Here is a 15660-nt window from a genome sequence, read left to right as displayed (position 1 = left end):
ACGCCCCGATGAAGCTTCTTCTCGATTTCCTCCCGCTGCTGCTCTTCTTCGGCACCTTCAAATTCGCCGAGGCGCACAAGGAATGGGCCGCGGCCTTCGCCAGCGATCACCTGGGCTTTCTCGTGTCGGGCGGTGTGGTCGGCGTCGAAGAAGCGCCTGTCCTGCTCGCCACGTTGGTGGTGATCGCCGCCACGCTGGTGCAGGTCGCGGTGCTCAAGCTCCGGGGCCGCAAGATCGACCTCATGCTCTGGATCACGCTCGCCCTGGTGGTGGTGCTGGGCGGCGCGACGGTCTGGTTCCACAACGCCACGTTCATCAAGTGGAAGCCGAGCGCCGCCTTCTGGGGCATGGGGCTCGCGCTCTGGGTGAGCCAGGCGATCTTCAAGAAGAACCTGCTGCAGTCGATGATCGGCGGCGAATTGAGCCTGCCCCCCACGGTGTGGCAGCGCCTCAACTTCGCCTGGGTTGCGTTCTTTGGTCTGATGGGCCTGCTCAACCTCTACGTGGCCTACAGCTTCAGCACCTCCACCTGGGCCACCTTCAAGGTCTTCGGCGTGTACGGGTTGATGATCGCCTTCACCGTCGCGCAGGTGGTCTACCTGAGCCGCTACCTGAAAGACGCGCCCGAGTCGGCGCCGGCGGCCGACAAGCAACCGTAAGACCGCGCACCACATGCCCGTCACCGCCTCGGAAATCGAGGCTGCATTGCGCGAGCAATTGCAGCCCGACGAACTCTCCATCACCGACGACAGCCACCTGCATGCCGGCCATGCGGGCGCACGCGAAGGCCGTCACTTCAGCGTGCGCATCGTCAGCAGCCGCTTCGCCGGCACGCCCCGTTTGAAGCGTCATCGCCTCGTATATGATGCCCTCCACTTTTTGATGCCACGCGGCATTCACGCCCTGGCGATCGACGCCCGCGCACCGGGTGAAGGTTGACAACGACAGGCGATCCCGAGAGACGCCGACCGCGCTCGCGCACGACGACACACCTCCCTTGTCTCCATTCCTCCGTTGAAAGGCATTCCGCCCATGAAGAAGCTGTCCCTTGCCGGCCGCGCCTCGCTGCTGGCCCTGTCCGCCGCGCTGCTGAGCCCGCTGGCCGCGCAGGCCCAGAACATCGCCATCGTCAACGGCAAGCCGGTGCCCAAGTCGCGCGCCGACGTGCTGCTGCAGCAGGCCACCCGCGGCGGCCAGCCCAAGACGCCTGAACTCGAAGCCCAGGTCAAGGACGAGATCGTGCTGCGCGAGATGTTCATGCAGGAAGCCGAGAAGCTCGGCCTCGCCCGCACGGCCGACTACAAGGCGCAGATGGAACTGGCCCGCCAGAGCATCATGATCCGCGAGCTGTTCAACGACTACAGCAAGAAGAACCCGGTCACCGACGCCGAGGTCAAGGCCGAGTACGAGAAGCACAAGGCCCAGGCCGGCGGCACCGAGTACCACGCCCGCCACATCCTGGTCGAGAAGGAAGAAGAGGCCAAGGCGCTGATCAAGGAGATCAAGGCCGGCGCCAAGTTCGACGAACTCGCCAAGAAGCACTCGAAGGACCAGGGCTCCGGCTCCAACGGCGGCGACCTCGACTGGGCCAACCCCAACTCCTACGTGCCCGAGTTCGGCCAGGCGCTGACCAAGCTCAAGAAGGGCGAGTTGACCGAGACGCCGGTGAAGACGCAGTACGGCTTCCACATCATCAAGCTGGAAGACACGCGCGAGGCCTCATTCCCGAGCCTCGACGAAGTCAAGCCGCGCATCCAGCAGGGCCTCGCCCAGCAGAAGCTCGCCAAGTACCGCGACGACATCAAGGCCAAGGCCAAGACCGACTACAAGTTCTCGCAGCAGAACTGAGCCTGCGGCACATGGCAGAAGGCGCTCCTCGGAGCGCCTTTTTGTTTCTCAGTCGGTGGCGAGGCGGCCGGCTTCGATCCTGAGCTGCCGGTCGCAGCGCGCGGCGATGCTGCGGTCGTGGGTGACGAGCACGAGCGTCGTGCCGGCCTCGCGGTTGGTTTCGAACATCAGCTCCATCACCCGCTCGCCGGTGGCGAAGTCGAGGCTGCCGGTGGGCTCGTCGGCCAGCAGCACGGCCGGCTTCACGACGAAGGCGCGTGCGAGCGCCACACGCTGCTGCTCGCCGCCCGAGAGCACCTTGGGGTAGTGCGTGAGCCGCTCGCCCAGGCCCACACGGTGCAGCATCTCCGTGGCTTGCATCCGCGCGTCAACCCGCCCCTGCAGCTCCAGCGGCAGCATCACGTTCTCGAGCGCCGTGAGGTTGCCCAGCAGCTGGAAGCTCTGGAAGACGAAGCCGAGCTTGGCAGCCCGCACCGCGGCGCGGGCATCTTCATCGAGTGCGAACAAATCGGTGCCGGCGAGGCGAACCGTTCCGCTCGTCGGCGTGTCCAAGCCCGCGACGATCGACAGCAGCGTGCTCTTGCCCGAGCCGCTCGCGCCGACGATCGCGGCCGATTGCCGCGGCGCCAGCGTGAAGTCGATGTCATGCAGTATCGTCAGCGGGCCGCTGACGTCCTGCACTTGCTTGGTGACGTGCTCGACGGCAATGATGGATTCGGACATGGATCGGAAGATGGACTCGATGAGACGCAGGTCGCTGCTGGCCCACTGTACCGCGCTTGCACTGATGAGCGCTGGCGCCGGGTTGCCCGCATGGGCCGCGAGCCGCCACACCATTCTCGTGGTGGGCGACAGCCTCTCGGCCGAATACGGACTTGAGCGGGGCAAGGGCTGGGTCGCGCTGCTGGAGAAGCAGCTCGCGCAAGACAAGCAGAGCGCCACCGTCGTCAACGCCAGCATCAGCGGCGACACCACCTCCGGCGGACGCTCGCGTCTGCCGGCGCTGCTCAAGCAGCATCGGCCCACGCTGGTGGTGATCGAACTCGGCGCCAACGACGCGCTGCGCGGACTGCCGCTTTCCATGACCCAGGACAACCTGCTCGCGATGGCACGCGCCGCCAAGGCCGCCGGCGCCAAGGTGCTGCTGGTGGGCATGCAGGTGCCGCCCAACTACGGCCGGCGCTACAGCGACGATTTCGCGGCCCTCTTCGGCACCGTCTCCAAGGCCGAGAACACCGCGCTCGTGCCCTTCCTGCTGAAGGGCGTGGCCGACGTGCCGAATGCCGAAACCTTGTTCCAGGCCGACCGCATCCACCCGAACGCCAAGGCCCACCCGACGATGCTCGCCAACGTGTGGGCGGGGCTGAAGCCGATGCTGCGCTGAGCCGCGGCCCCTCCCCAGCCCAACTTCAGGTCAACGGCTGCGCTCGCCGCGCTCGGGCCGTTCGCCGCCTCCGCGGTCTGGCCGCTCACGTTCCTCGCGCACACGCGGGATGTGGGCATCGCGCTGCGGTGGCTGTTGCACCACCGGCGGCCGCACCACTGGCGGCGGTGCCGTTTGCGGCAGCGGCGCCTGACGCATCACCGGTGGTTGCTGCGGCGGTGGCACGCTGAACTGCGGCGGCGGTTCCTGGCGGCGGCGCTCCTCGCGTGGCGGGCGCTCCTCGCGTGGCGGGCGGTCGTCGCGCGGCGGGCGATCATCACGTGGCGGTGCCACACGCTCCACATCACGCTGAGGTGGCAACGAGAACCCAGGCTGCTGCGGACGCCCTGGCGCGGGCTGCATCTGCGGCGGCGGCGCCATCCGCGGTGGCGCTTCGCGCTCCGCGCGCCGCTCCGGCGCATCGGTGCCGGGGCGTCCGATGAAGCCGGGTTGCGTCGGCTGTGCCGGTGTCGGGGCCGGCCGCACCATCGGCGGCGCATCGCGGCCACCACGGCCCACGTCACGACCGTTGCGTTCGTCGCGGTCATCGCGCCCGACCCGACCCTCTCGGCCTTCACGACCCTCCCGACCCTCGCGATCCGGCCCCCGCGCATCACGCTCCGGCGCACGCGGCGAGCTGATCACCGCCGGCGCCCGCGGGCCGCCCGCTTCCGCGTCGCGGCCAGGACCCGGCCTCGGCGCCCCCGGACGCGAGACACGCGGGTCCACCACCTGGCGCGGCGAGCCGGCCTCGAACCTCGGCGGCGCCACCACCGGCGCATCGGCCCGCGGCCGCTCGTTGCGCATCTCACGCCAGGTGCGCTCGTCGACCGGCCTGAAGGCCCGGCCCACGGGCTGGCGACGCTCCACCACCTGCGCGGGAACGACCGTCACAGCGCGCTGCATGTCGCGGTGTACGTAGCGTGTGTTGGCCACCACCTGGCCGGGGTTGTTGATGATGGTCGTCACGTTGGTCACGTTCGTCACGTGGGTCACGTTCACGTTCTGCACATAACGCGGACTCACCCGATAGCCCGGCACGAAGACCTCGCGCGGCCCGAGCGGGAACCAGCCCACCGTGGGCGCTCCGCCCACGCGCACCGTCACGTTGACCCCCGGCCGTCCGACCCAGGCCACGAGCGCCGGCGCGTACACGGGCCTGGCCACATAACGGCCTGGTGCCCAGCACCACGCGTTGCGATACCAGACCCAGCGGCCATAGTGGAACGGCGCAAAACCCCAGGGCGCATCATCGACCCAGGTCCAGCCCCAGGGGCTGATCCATGCCCAGTGGCCCATGCGATAAGGCGCCCAGCCGGCGACCACCGTGCGCGGGATCCAGATCGCGCCGTATTCGGTCTGCGGCTCCCAGCGGCCGTAGCGGTCGAGGTCTTCCACACCGGTCATCTCGGGTGACACGTAGCGGGCCGACACGCTGCGCTCGTCGCGCGAGTTCTCGGCCGCGACCCAGTTCGAGAAGTCGTCTCGCCGGGGGTCGGTGATCGAGTACTGCGGCACGCCGCGCTCTTTCCAGAACTCCACGCGCTGGCCCTGCTGCACTGCCAGCGCCGTGCCATCGGCTTCATAGCGGGCCTGCCCGCTGGTCACGGTAACGCTGCTGTTGTCGTCGCTGCGGTCGAAGCGGTACTGGCCCGAGCGTTCGGTGACGAAGCGCCCTTCGTTCGTGCTCAGGCTGAATTCATCGGCCGCCTCTCGGGTGCGCAGCCGAGCGGCGACGCTGCCGCTGTGCAGGTGCAGGCTCACGCTGTCGTCGTCAAGACGCTGCACTTCCACCTCGGTGTTGGGCCCGACGTGCAGCACCGTCGAGCCGATGCGCACTTCGGCGCGGCCATCGGCTTCGGTCGACAGCCGATCGCCCGTGGTCACCGGCCGGTTGCGCACGGCGTCGATCCATTCGTTGCTGTCGGTGGCGTAGATCCACACCTGGCCTTTGGTTTCGGCGATCCGGCCGGCGCGGCCGGGTGGGTCGGCTTCGGCTGCCCGGATGGGCAAGGCCAGCAGGCTCAGCAGTGCCAGGCCGAACCAGACGGCGAGCCAATGGGGCCACGCCAGCGTGTGGCGAGGAGACGCAAGGGGAGTCGGTTTCATGGGCATGTCTCGCATTCGAGCGCTGTCAACAGCCGCGGTTCCGGTTCAACGCACCGGAAGCGGGCCGCGCTGACCACAGAAACGTTTCTTCGCAATCGACAAGCGCCCGCAGCGCCCGATCAATCGTCGTCGGCCGGGTCCAGCTCGGGAAACAGCACGCTCGTGAACCCGAAGCGGCTGAAATCGCGCACCCGCATCGGGTAAAGCTTACCGATGAGGTGGTCGCACTCGTGCTGCACGACACGCGCGTGGAAGCCTTCGGCCTCGCGGTCGATGCGCTCGCCGCGCGGGCCGAAGCCGGTGTAGCGGATGCGCGCGAATCGCGGCACCACGCCACGCAGGCCGGGCACCGAGAGGCAGCCCTCCCAGCCCTCTTCCTCGTCGTCGGACAAGGGCGTGATCTGCGGGTTGAGCAGCACCGTCTCGGGCACGGGCGGCGCGTCGGGGTAACGGTCGTTCTTCTTGAAGCCGAAGATCACGAGCGCCAGGTCCACGCCGATCTGCGGCGCGGCCAGCCCGGCGCCATTGGCGGCGTGCATGGTGTCGAACATGTCGGCGATGAGTGCATGCAGCTCGGGCGTGTTGAACTTCTGCACCGGCTTGGCGACGCGCAGGAGCCGCGGGTCGCCCATCTTCAGGATGTCTCGTATGGCCATGCCCCGATTCTGGTTCAGGTCGGAGAACACACGAAGCTTGAGGCCACCAGCGGGTTGCCCCCGATGTAGCGCGCGAAGGTCGGAAAACGGCACAGCGGCCGGGTCATGCTGATCTGCCCGCTGGTGTTCAACGCGAAGACGGACAGGTTGCGCGACGATGGTCGCGCGCCGGTCTCGACCCACTGCACGGTGGCGTCGAAGTAGTCGAGGTAGAACGCCCCCACCCCGCCACCGCAGTGCTGCACGCCCGGCAGGAGGAAAAGCTCCATGTTCGCGTCGCGCACGGCGTCGCCGCCCGACATGACGCCCGCCTCCACGAAGTACTTCACCGAACTCTTGTAGCTGATGGCCCAGTCATGCGTGCCGTGCGCCAGCACGAGTTTGCGGCCCTGCGCGAAGAAGGTGGTGAGGTTGGGCGAGGCATCGAGCGTGGCCGCCGCCGCAGCGATCTGCGGCTGGAAGTTCGCGGGCGAGAAGTTCGCGAGCGTGTTGTAGCCCGGGTTGCTGGTGAGCCAGTAGCGCACCAGGCCGTCGGCGAAGGTGAATTGGTCACCGAGCGGCCGGGTGGGCGGGTTGCCGATCCAGGTGGGCCAGCCGATGTCTTCGCCGCCGGGGCTCCAGCCGGGGTAGATGAGCGTGCCGCCGGGCGAGCGGTATTCCGAATAGATCGTGCGGGCCGTCGCCACCTGCGGTGCGGTGAGGCAGCTGTCGTTGTCGGCGCCGGTGCATTGCAAAGAGCCCGGGTCAAAGTTGCAGGCCCAGGGCTGGCCGACGATGCCGTCTTGCAGGCCGTCGTTGGCATCGCAGCGTGCGACCACGGCGTTGGCGATGGTGCGGGCCTTCGCCGCGTTGATGGCGGCCCCCGGCGCGCTGTAGGCCTGCGCGTTGCGGATGAACGCCTGGAACAGCTCGGTGAAGCTCACCGCCGGCATGATCGCGAGGATGCCGTCGTAGTCGCCCGGATAGCGGCTGGCGGCGATCAGCGCTTCGCGCCCACCGTTCGAGCAGCCCTGGAAATAGTGACGCTGTGCGTCGCGGCCGTAGCGCCGGCGCACCAGCTCTTTCGCCACGCCGAGCGTGGTGTGCGCCGAGAGGTAGCCGAAGTCGTTTTTTGCCTGCGTGTTGTTGAGCGCCCACGAAGCATCGAGCGGGTCGCCCACGTGGCCGCCATTCGACGCCACCCGCACATACGACGAGATCGAGGGCTGGGGCACGAGCTGCAGCACGCCGTCCCAGCCGCCGCCGCCGTTCTGCACCAGCTTGTTGTTCCACTGCGTGGGCAGGTGCACTTCGAAGTTGAAGCCCGGCCGCACCGAGCCTTCGACGCGGCAGTATTCGCCAATGCCGCCGCTTGCGGCCACCGTGGTGGCGCGCTGGATGGTGGCGCCGGCGATGGTCTGCCCGGCGAGGCTGGTGCAGGGGTTGGTGTTGGGGGCAGCCGAAGTCTCGCCGCCGCCGCACGCGGCAAGGCCGATCGTGAGCAACGTGGGCGCGACGATGCGCATGGCGGGGTGGCGGGTGTGCTTCATCTTCATGGCGTCCTTCCCTGGCTGTTGGGCCGCACGGCTTTGCGACATTCTGCGGCTGTGTTAGCTTTCGGCCCCTGCCGGCGCCCGCCGGCTTTGCAACCGGCTGTACGGTGAGAGCTTTTCTTCGTTCATGGCGAGTCTTCTGGCTGGCGCTGGCCCTGGTGGCGGCGCCGCAGCTCTCGTATTTGCACGCGCTCTCACACCATGCCTCGGCGGGCGCTCGCCAGTCCGCCGAACACGAGCGCCAGCAGGCGCCCGACAAGGTTTGCGAGATCTGCCTGACCCTGGCCCATCTGGGCCATGCCGTCGCCACCCAGCAGGGGTGGTCGGTGATGGTCGCCGGGCCTGTCGTGCCCGTCGCCGCCACCGTCACGTCGATCGCCAACCGCGCGCCGGCGCACTTCCAGGCCCGCGCACCGCCCACGTTCCTGTGAACTGAACTCCGGCTTGCACCGCAAGCCCCAGGCCGCCCGCCGAGGGCGGAGCCTTTCCCATTCAGACACAGGATCCATTTCATGTTCGCTTTCCGCACCGCGGTCGCAGGCGCCTGCCTGGCCGTGTCCGTTCCTTCGTTCGTGGCCGCCCAGCAAACCACGCCTGCGCCGACGCCGACGCCCGCCTCCGCCTTCAACCCGGCGATCTCGCTCATCCTCAACGGCACCTACGCCCACCTCTCGCGCGACCCTGAGACCTACCGCTTCCAGGGCTTCATCCCGAGCGGCGGCGAGATTGGCCCGGGCGGACGCAGCTTCCAGCTCGGCGAATCGGAGCTGACCCTCAGCGCCGCCATCGACCCCACCTTCAACGGTCGCTTCACCGCCGCCGTGACGCCAGAGAACGAGGTCGAGGTGGAAGAAGCCTGGTTCGAGCGCACCGGCCTCTTCAACGGCGCCACGCTCAAGGGCGGCCGTTTCCTATCGGCCATCGGCTACCTGAACGGGCTGCACGCCCACACCTGGGACTTCAGTGACGCACCGCTCGCCTACCAGGCCTTCTTCGGCGGTGCGTTGAAGAACGATGGCCTGCAGTTGCGCTGGCTCGCGCCAACCGACCGCTTCATCGCACTCGGTGCCGAAGTCGGCGCCGGCCGCACATTCCCCGGCAGCGACACTTCGCGCAACGGCGCCGGCGTGGTGGCGCTCACGGCCCACGTGGGCGACGACCTGGGCGCCAGCTCGAGCTGGCGCGCCGGCGTGTCGTGGCTGCGCCACCGCGCCACCGAACGCAGCTTCGACGACAGCGACAGCCTGGGCACCGCAGTCACCAACAGCTTCACCGGCCGCAGCACGACCTGGGTGCTCGATGCGGTCTACAAGTGGGCCCCGCAAGGCAACGCCACCGGCCGCAACCTGAAGCTGCAGGGCGAATACTTCCGCCGCACCGAAAAAGGCATGCTCGACTTCGACACCACCTCGCAGGCCGGCGGCCCCTTGAGCGACAGCTACCGCAACACGCAAAGCGGCTGGTATGCGCAGGCGGTCTACCAGTTCATGCCGCGCTGGCGCGTGGGCACGCGATATGACCGGCTTGACGCGGGCACTGCACGCATCGGCCTCGTCGACAACGGCACCCTCACCGCGGCCGACTTCCCTGCGCTCGCCAAGGCCAAGCCCGAGCGCAGCACCGTGATGCTCGACTACGCGCCGACCGAGTTCAGCCGCGTGAGGCTGCAGTTCGCCGCCGACCGCAGCCGGGGTGACGGTACGGATCGCCAGATCTTCCTGCAGTACATCATGAGCCTCGGGGCCCACGGTGCGCATTCGTTCTAAGGGGGCCGCATGAGGATTCGACACCTCCTGTGCGCGTTGCTGGCCTGCGCGGGCCTGCAGGCGCACGCGGCCCTCAAGGTCGTGGCCTGCGAACCCGAGTGGGCCGCCCTCGCCACCGAGCTTGGCGGCGACAAGCTTCAGGCCTCGTCGGCCACGACGGCGCTGCAGGACCCGCACCGCATCGAAGCGCGCCCGAGCCTCATCGCCCGGGTGCGCAACGCCGACCTGCTCGTCTGTACCGGCATGGAGCTGGAAGTCGGCTGGCTGCCGGTGCTGCTGCAGCAGTCGGGCAATGCCCGGGTCGCGCCGGGCTCGGCGGGTTTCTTCGAGGCGGGCAAGTACGTCACCGCCCTCGACGTGCCCACGCGTGTGGACCGCAGCCAAGGCGACGTGCACACCTCCGGCAACCCGCACATCCAGCTCGACCCTCGCAACATCGCGCTCGTCGCCAAGGCCCTCGCCGAACGCCTGGCGCAGCTCGATGCGGCAAACGCGCGTGTCTACCAGGAGCGGCACGCCGCCTTCGCCGCGCGCTGGGCTGAGGCGCAACGCCGTTGGGAGCAGCAGGCCGCTCCGCTCAAGGGGCTCAACGTGGTGGTGCACCACAAGAACATGGGCTACCTGTGGCAATGGCTGGGCATGCGCGAAATCGGCACGCTGGAGCCGAAGCCAGGCCTGGAGCCGAGTGCGGGCCACCTCGGCGCGCTCAAGGCGCAGCTCGCCAAGCAGCCGGCCAGGCTCGTGGTGCGCGCGGCCTACCAGGACCCGCGCGCCTCGCAGTGGCTGTCCGAGCAAGCGCGCATCCCGGCGGTCGCACTGCCCTTCACCGTGGGCGGCAACGAGCAGGCGAAGGACTTGTTCGGCCTCTTCGACAGCACGCTCTCCCTGCTGCTGACCGCCGCACGATGACGCTCGACCTCGCCATCCTCCTGGCCCCGTTCGTGGCAGGCTTGCTGGTGCTGGCCACCCACGTGCCGCTCGGCGCGCAGGTGCTCAAGCGAGGCATCGTCTTCATCGACCTCGCCATCGCGCAGATCGCAGCGCTTGGCGTGATCGTGGCGGGCCTGCTCGACGTGGCGCCGGGCGGATGGCAGGTGCAACTCGCGGCCGCCGCGGCGGCGGTCGCCGGTGCCTTGCTGCTGACCTGGACGGAGCGGCGCTGGCCCGAGGTGCAGGAAGCGCAGATCGGCGTGCTGTTCGTGCTGGCGGCGACCGCGGGCATCCTGCTGCTGGCGAAAAACCCGCACGGCGGCGAACACCTGCGCGACCTGCTGGCCGGGCAGATCCTGTGGGTGGGCTTCGGGCAGCTGTGGGTGCCGGCGATCCTCACCGCGCTCATCCTCGCGCTGTGGTTCGGCTGGCGCGAGCGGTTGCAGCGGCTGGGCTTCTACCTGCTGTTCGCGCTGGCCGTGACCGTCTCGGTGCAGCTTGTGGGCGTGTACCTGGTGTTCGCCAGCCTCATCGTTCCGGCACTCGGGGTGCGCCAGCATGCCGAGCGGCACCGCCTGCCGCTCGCCTATGCGATCGGCATCGGCGGCTACGCACTCGGGCTCGTGCTGTCATCGGTATTCGACCTGCCGAGCGGTGCGTTGATCGTGTGGTGCCTGGCGGTGCTGGCGGTGATTGCGCACGCCCTGTCGCCACCGCGATCAGGACGCTGAGGCCAGCAGCCCCCGCAGCGCGGCTTCGTCGATCACCTCGACGCCCAGCTCGCGCGCCTTGTCGAGCTTGCTGCCCGCCTCTTCGCCGGCGACGACGTAGGTCGTCTTCTTCGACACCGAACCCGAGACCTTGCCGCCGGCGGCTTCGATCATCTCTTTGGCTTCGTCGCGCGAGAGCGAGGGCAGCGTGCCGGTGAGCACGAAGATCTTGCCGGCGAGCGGCTTGGGGCTCAGGTCGCCGGCGCCTTCCTTTTCTTCCCAGCTCACACCGACGGCTTTCAGGCGCTCGACCACCTCGCGGTTGTGGTCCTGACGGAAGAAGGTGTGGATGCTCTCGGCCACGATGGGCCCGACGTCGGGCACTTCGAGCAGTTGCTCCACGCTCGCATCCATGATGAGGTCGAGCTTGCCGAAATGCTTGGCCAGGTCCTTCGCAGTCGTCTCGCCAACCTGGCGGATACCGAGCGAATAGAGAAAGCGCGCGAGCGTCGTCTTCTTGCTCTTCTCAAGCCCCGCCAGCAGGTTCTGTGCGCTCTTCTCGCCCATGCGCTCCAGCGCGGTGAGCTTGGCCAGGCCCAGCGTGTACAGCTCGGGCAGCGTGCGCACCAGGCCTTCGTCGATCAGCTGGTCGACCAGCTTGTCGCCCAGGCCCTCTACGTCCATCGCACGGCGGCCGGCGAAATGCAGGATGGCCTGCTTGCGCTGCGCCGGGCAGAAAAGCCCGCCGCTGCAGCGCCAGTCGGCACCGCCCTCTTCGCGTGTGATGTCGCTGCCGCAGACCGGGCACTTGCCGCCGAGACGCTTGTAGAGGTCGAAGGGCTCGCCGACGCTGGCCGGGCGCTTGTCCAGCACCACGCCCACCACCTCGGGGATCACGTCGCCGGCGCGGCGCACGATCACGGTGTCGCCGATTCGCACGTCCTTGCGACGCGTTTCGTCTTCGTTGTGCAGCGTCGCGTTGCTCACCGTCGTGCCGCCCACGAACACAGGCTCCAGCTTGGCGACGGGGGTGAGCTTGCCGGTGCGCCCGACCTGGATGTCGATGTCGCGCACGATCGTCATCTGTTCCTGCGCCGGGTACTTGTGCGCCACCGCCCAGCGCGGCTCGCGCGACACGAAACCAAGCTTCTTCTGCAGCTCGCGCGAGTTGACCTTGTAGACGATGCCGTCGATGTCGAAGGGCAGGCTGTCGCGCTTCTCGCGGATCTTCTGGTGGAAGGCGACCAGGCCTTCTGCGCCCTGCACCACCACGCGCTCGTTGCTGACCGGCAGGCCGAAACGCTGCAGCGCGTCGAGCATCTGGCTGTGCGTGGGCGGCACTTCCCAGCCCTGCACGTCGCCGAGGCCGTAGGCGAAGAAGCTCAGCGGCTTCTTCGCCGCCGCGGCCGAGTCGAGCTGCCGCACCGCACCCGCGGCCGCGTTGCGCGGGTTAACGAAGGTCTTTTCGTTCTTCGCGCCTTTGGCGATCAGCTCGCGCTGGCGTTCGTTGAGCTTCTCGAACTGCTCGCGGCTCATGTAGACCTCGCCGCGCACTTCGAGCACCGGCGCGTCGACACCATTCAGCCGCAGCGGGATCTGCCCGATGGTGCGGATGTTGTGCGTGACGTCTTCGCCCTTCTCGCCGTCACCGCGCGTGGCCGCCTGCACCAGCACGCCATGCTCGTAGCGCAGGTTGATCGCGAGCCCGTCGAACTTGAGTTCGGCGGCGTACTCGACCGGCGGGTCGGCATCAGTGAGCTTGAGTTCACGCCGCACACGGGCGTCGAAGGCGACGGCGCCGGTCGATTCGGTGTCGGTCTCGGTGCGGATGCTGAGCATCGGCACGGTGTGGAAGACCGGGGTCAGGCCATCGAGTACCTGGCCGATCACGCGCTGCGTGGGCGAATCGGCCGTCAGCAGTTCGGGGTGCGCGGCTTCGATGGCCTGCAGCTCCTGGAACAGGCGGTCGTACTCGGCGTCCGGGATCTCCGGGTCGTCGAGCACGTAGTAGCGGTGGGCGTGGTGGTGGAGCTGGGCGCGCAGGGTTTCGGCACGAGAGCGGGTCGGATCGTCAGCGGGCGAAGTCATGCGCGGATTTTGCGGCAAGCGTCGCCGCCGGCAGCAAGACCCGCACGTCGGTGCCGGGGTCGGCCGGGGCCACCTGCAGCTCGGCCCCGATGGCGGCAGCGCGCTCGCGCATGGAGCGCAAGCCTCGCCCTTGGTCCCTGGCGCCGATCTCGCCGAGACCGCGGCCATCGTCACGCAGGCTGAGCACGATCTGGCCCTGCTCATGGCGCGCGCTCAGCGTGAGGCAGCTCGCTGCAGCATGCTGCAGGCAGTTGGAGATGGCCTCCAGCAATAGAAACTGCAGATGACGCATCGCCTCGTCGTGCCCGCCGGGCCAGGTGGGCAAGGCCTCGACCTGCCAGCCGAGCGCCACGCCCGCACTTTCGATGCGCGGTTGCAGCCGGTAGCGCAGGCTCGCGAGCAAGGCGTTGACATCGCCCGGCGGCAGGCTCATCGCGTCGATGCTGAGCTTCAGGTGCTCCATCGATTCGCGCAGGGTGCGCGCCACCTCCTCGGGTGGGGCCCGCCCACCTTCGAGCTGGCGCATCGCGGTCGCCAGGTGCGCGCCCACGCCATCGTGCATGTCACGCAGGATGCGCTCTCGCTCGGCCAGCACCGCGCGAGACCGCTCCACCTCGGCCAGGCGCGCGAACGATTCGCGCAGCTCGTGCTCCTTGCGCACCACCCGCTCAGACAGCGAGCGGTTGAGCTGCAGCACCTCGCGCCGTGCCTGCCGGAAGCGCATGCTGACGATCCACATGACGGTCGCGCCGACCAGCGTGGCCACGTACTTGATCCAGGCCGATTCGTCGTAGAGACCGGCGCTCCAGCGCGCCGCCACCATGTCGCGCACGCCGGCCAGCACGCAGGCGAGGATCGCCAGCAGGAAGAGCACCCGCTCCGAGGTCGGCTCGGCCAGGGTGCGACGCAGCAGGCCGGCCATGATGACCGTCCACAACATGAAGTGCCCGATCTGGAAAGCGACCAGCGGCAGGGATGAACGCAGCAGCATCGCCACCACCACCAGCACCGGCACGCTCGCAATCAGCGAGAGCAGCGCGATGCGCTCGGCGCGCGGCCGCGGGCCATACACCTGCTCGGCCACTGCGAAGAGCGACCATGACCACAGCGCCCGCGACATCAGCACCGTCAAGCCCCACCACGGCCAGGGCAGCGGCGCGGCCTCGATCACAGTGTCGGCCACGGCCACCGCCCACAGCGCTTCGCCCAGGCCGGCCCACGCGTAGAGCGGGTCGCGCTGCTGCCACCACAGGAGCGCACAGAAGGCCGCCACGAGCAGGCTGAACACCGCCGCAGCCTGCGGCAGGTTGACCCGTACCAGCTCCGAGCGCGCCACCTCCGGCGCCAGCGCCCGCGCCGGCCCCACCTGCAGCACCGAAAGGCCCGAGCGCCGGCCGGCGTCCACCCGCAGGCTCAGGTGCAGCTCGTTGCGCGGCTGCAGCAGTGACGCCGGGAACTGCAGCGCGACCGGCTGCTTGGCCGACCAGCGGTCGCCGCGTTTGTCCATCACACCGGCTTGGGCGAGCAAGGTCCCGTTGAGGCGCACCTCGTACGCCGAACCCAGCCGCGGGATGTAGAGCGTGAAAGGCTCGTGGCGACCTTGCCAGGCGGGTGGGCTGTCGAAGGCGAGGTGCAGCTCGGCACGCCCGCTGTCCCCCACGTATGCCACATCCCAGTGCAAGGGCAGCGACACGGTGCCGCGTGCCTGCGGGCTACCACCAGCGGGAATGAAGGTGAGCACGGCGCGGTCCAGGGTCACGACCGGCTCCTGCGCGGCCAGCGGCCCGCACACCCAGAGCAGCAGTGCGGTCGCGATCGACGCCAGCGCACGGCCGCCCATCACGCCCCCGGCTTCATGCTGCTCAGGAGCCCCATCCGGCTGGCCTCGAACACCGCTTCGCTGCGCGAATGCACCGCGAGCTTGGCGTAGAGGTTCTTGATGTGCGTCTGCACCGTGTGCATGGTGACGCCGGTGAGTCGCGCGATCTCGGCATACGCGTAGCCACGCGAAATCAGCTCCAGCACCTCCGACTCGCGCGGCGACAGCACCACGCCGTGCGCCAGGCTGGCCGCGGGTGCGGGCGCCGGGTCGGCGGCACGCCGGCGCAGCCGCTCCAGCAGCTTGCGCGCGATCATCGGCGAGATCGGCGATGCGCCGTGCTTCACGTCGAGGATGACCTGGGCCACATCGTCGGGCCGCGAATCCTTGTGGATGTAGCCCACGGCGCCGGCCTCCACGCAGGCGAGCACGCTGTCCTCGTCGCCGAAGACCGAGACCACCAGCACCTCGCAGGCCGGCTGCCGCTCGGCCAGCTCGCGCATCAGGGTGATGCCGTGGCCATCGGGCAGCGCAAGGTCGGTCAGCAACACGTCGGCGGTGTGCTCGGCAAACCAGGCGCGTGCTTCGGCCAGCGTCTCGAACGAGGCCTCCAGCAGCAACTGCGGATGCGCGCGGACGCAGTCCTCGAAGAAGCGGCGTGTGCGGGCGTCGTCTTCCAGCAGCGCCACGCGCCAGGCGGGCTCAGGCATGCGCGGGCTCCCCTCGCGGTCGATGTCACCACCAGCTTAGCGCGATGGCGCGGCGCCATCCCCCTAACT

General features: G+C 68.9%; 15 protein-coding genes. 8 read left to right on the top strand and 7 right to left on the bottom strand.

Features of this window, described 5'->3' with window-relative positions:
- Positions 1 to 8: 8 nt before the first annotated feature.
- The 3 genes from LRS03_RS02570 (at position 9) to LRS03_RS02560 (ending at position 1848) form a co-directional block, all read left to right on the top strand.
- Positions 9 to 659 (top strand): septation protein A, encoded by a 651-nt coding sequence (locus LRS03_RS02570; RefSeq protein ID WP_257823725.1) that lies wholly within the window; start codon positions 9 to 11, stop codon positions 657 to 659.
- 13 nt (positions 660 to 672) lie between these two features.
- Positions 673 to 939 carry a BolA family protein gene (locus LRS03_RS02565; RefSeq protein ID WP_257823724.1) on the top strand — a complete coding sequence of 89 codons (267 nt, stop codon included), beginning with the start codon at positions 673 to 675 and terminating at the stop codon, positions 937 to 939.
- A 93-nt stretch (positions 940 to 1032) separates the two neighbouring features.
- A complete protein-coding gene (locus LRS03_RS02560) occupies positions 1033 to 1848 on the top strand; it encodes a peptidylprolyl isomerase (protein WP_257823723.1) in 816 nt (271 codons plus the stop codon).
- Between the two features lie 48 nt (positions 1849 to 1896).
- Here the strand turns inward: LRS03_RS02560 and LRS03_RS02555 are convergent, their stop codons facing one another.
- Complete coding sequence (locus LRS03_RS02555) at positions 1897 to 2571, bottom strand: ABC transporter ATP-binding protein (protein WP_257823722.1); 675 nt, start codon at positions 2569 to 2571, stop codon at positions 1897 to 1899.
- A 19-nt stretch (positions 2572 to 2590) separates the two neighbouring features.
- On the opposite strand from LRS03_RS02555, the gene LRS03_RS02550 reads away from it, so the two are divergent.
- A complete protein-coding gene (locus LRS03_RS02550) occupies positions 2591 to 3232 on the top strand; it encodes an arylesterase (RefSeq protein ID WP_374685086.1) in 642 nt (213 codons plus the stop codon).
- Positions 3233 to 3262: 30 nt separating this feature from the next.
- On the opposite strand, the gene LRS03_RS02545 is transcribed toward LRS03_RS02550, so the two are convergent.
- The 3 genes from LRS03_RS02545 to LRS03_RS02535 all read right to left on the bottom strand — a co-directional run bounded on the left by LRS03_RS02545 (position 3263) and on the right by LRS03_RS02535 (position 7571).
- Positions 3263 to 5380 carry a DUF6600 domain-containing protein gene (locus tag LRS03_RS02545; protein ID WP_257823721.1) on the bottom strand — a complete coding sequence of 706 codons (2118 nt, stop codon included), beginning with the start codon at positions 5378 to 5380 and terminating at the stop codon, positions 3263 to 3265.
- 119 nt (positions 5381 to 5499) lie between these two features.
- Positions 5500 to 6036 carry a peptide deformylase gene (def, locus tag LRS03_RS02540; protein WP_257823720.1) on the bottom strand — a complete coding sequence of 179 codons (537 nt, stop codon included), beginning with the start codon at positions 6034 to 6036 and terminating at the stop codon, positions 5500 to 5502.
- A gap of 14 nt (positions 6037 to 6050) precedes the next feature.
- Positions 6051 to 7571: a tannase/feruloyl esterase family alpha/beta hydrolase gene (locus tag LRS03_RS02535; protein WP_257823719.1), complete on the bottom strand. Its 1521-nt coding sequence runs from the start codon at positions 7569 to 7571 to the stop codon at positions 6051 to 6053.
- Positions 7572 to 7675: 104 nt separating this feature from the next.
- Here LRS03_RS02535 and LRS03_RS02530 point away from each other — a divergent pair, with 104 nt between their 5' ends.
- The 4 genes from LRS03_RS02530 (at position 7676) to LRS03_RS02515 (ending at position 10995) form a co-directional block, all read left to right on the top strand.
- Positions 7676 to 7999: a hypothetical protein gene (locus LRS03_RS02530; RefSeq protein WP_257823718.1), complete on the top strand. Its 324-nt coding sequence runs from the start codon at positions 7676 to 7678 to the stop codon at positions 7997 to 7999.
- An 81-nt stretch (positions 8000 to 8080) separates the two neighbouring features.
- Complete coding sequence (locus tag LRS03_RS02525) at positions 8081 to 9334, top strand: TonB-dependent receptor (RefSeq protein WP_257823717.1); 1254 nt, start codon at positions 8081 to 8083, stop codon at positions 9332 to 9334.
- A 9-nt stretch (positions 9335 to 9343) separates the two neighbouring features.
- Positions 9344 to 10243 carry a metal ABC transporter substrate-binding protein gene (locus tag LRS03_RS02520; RefSeq protein WP_257823716.1) on the top strand — a complete coding sequence of 300 codons (900 nt, stop codon included), beginning with the start codon at positions 9344 to 9346 and terminating at the stop codon, positions 10241 to 10243.
- Entirely contained in the window at positions 10240 to 10995 is a 756-nt protein-coding gene (locus LRS03_RS02515; protein ID WP_257823715.1) for a metal ABC transporter permease, read from the top strand. Before LRS03_RS02520 ends, LRS03_RS02515 begins: the two co-directional genes overlap by 4 nt.
- Here the strand turns inward: LRS03_RS02515 and ligA are convergent.
- The 3 genes from ligA to LRS03_RS02500 are packed head-to-tail and all read right to left on the bottom strand — an operon-like array spanning position 10984 to position 15591.
- On the bottom strand, positions 10984 to 13062 hold the full coding sequence (ligA, locus tag LRS03_RS02510; RefSeq protein ID WP_257823714.1) for an NAD-dependent DNA ligase LigA: 2079 nt from the start codon (positions 13060 to 13062) through the stop codon (positions 10984 to 10986). The genes LRS03_RS02515 and ligA overlap by 12 nt on opposite strands.
- Positions 13046 to 14902, bottom strand: a complete 1857-nt coding sequence (locus LRS03_RS02505; protein ID WP_257829369.1) for a sensor histidine kinase — start codon at positions 14900 to 14902, stop codon at positions 13046 to 13048. The genes ligA and LRS03_RS02505 overlap by 17 nt, the downstream gene beginning before the upstream one ends.
- Positions 14902 to 15591, bottom strand: coding sequence for a response regulator transcription factor (locus LRS03_RS02500; RefSeq protein ID WP_257823713.1), 690 nt, complete (start codon positions 15589 to 15591; stop codon positions 14902 to 14904). The genes LRS03_RS02505 and LRS03_RS02500 overlap by 1 nt, the downstream gene beginning before the upstream one ends.
- Between the last annotated feature and the right edge of the window lie 69 nt (positions 15592 to 15660).

This window comes from Rhizobacter sp. J219 (assembly GCF_024700055.1).
Lineage (GTDB): Bacteria > Pseudomonadota > Gammaproteobacteria > Burkholderiales > Burkholderiaceae_C > Rhizobacter.
This window is presented reverse-complemented; position numbering and strand designations above follow the sequence as displayed.